Consider the following 793-nt stretch of genomic DNA (forward strand, 5'->3'; position numbering starts at 1 on the left):
GCCTTGTGTTTGGAAAAATCGATGCAAAACAGTAAAAATTCCGCACAATGGACAATATAAGGTGCGCTTCCTGCCGCTTCATGTATCCCCTGCCTCAGCGCAAGATCGGATACGCGGATGATGGAAACACATTGCAGATTGTTGGAAGTCGAAGCCTGCTGTCCGGCGCGAACCAGCGTATCGAGGATTTCAGCGGCAATCGGTTCGGAAGTAAACCTGCGGATGGAACGATGGGAAAGAATCGTATCGAGTGTCGGTTTGCTTTGCATCATGACAGGGCTTTCAAACTGGGTTGGCAGACAGGTTTTGCCAAAAACTTTTCAGACGGCCTTAGCAGCATTTTCAAATGCCTGAATAATCGGATTCAACAGCGCATATTTGGTTTTCAAGGCCGCTTTATTGACCACCAAGCGGCTGGAAATATCAGCCACATGTTCCACAGCTTCCAAACCATTGGCCTTCAATGTATTGCCGCTGGAAACCAAATCGACAATCGCGTCGCTCAAACCGACCAAAGGCGCAAGCTCCATCGAGCCGTACAGTTTGATGATGTCCACATGCACACCCTTATCGGCAAAGTGTTCGGCGGCGATGTCGGGATATTTAGTGGCAATCCGCAAGCGGCTGCCGGGTTTGGACGCAGCGGCGTAATCGAAACCTTTTTTCACCGCAACCATCATGCGGCATGAGGCGATGTGTAAATCTAAGGGTTGATACAGGCCATCTCCGCCATGCTCAATCAGCACGTCCTTACCGGCAATACCGAAATCCGCCGCACCATATTGCACATAAG

2 protein-coding genes are annotated in these 793 nt (G+C 50.2%); both read right to left on the bottom strand.

Annotation, left to right across the window (positions count from 1 at the left end):
- On the bottom strand, positions 1–272 hold a 272-nt coding region (locus ACTHS3_RS16260; protein WP_440368540.1), incomplete at its 3' end, for a nitroreductase family protein.
- Between the two features lie 48 nt (positions 273–320).
- Positions 321–793 (bottom strand): ATP phosphoribosyltransferase (gene hisG / locus ACTHS3_RS16265; RefSeq protein ID WP_440368541.1); only part of this gene is annotated, 473 nt, incomplete at its 5' end.

The organism is Neisseria sp. P0009.S007, from assembly GCF_051962515.1.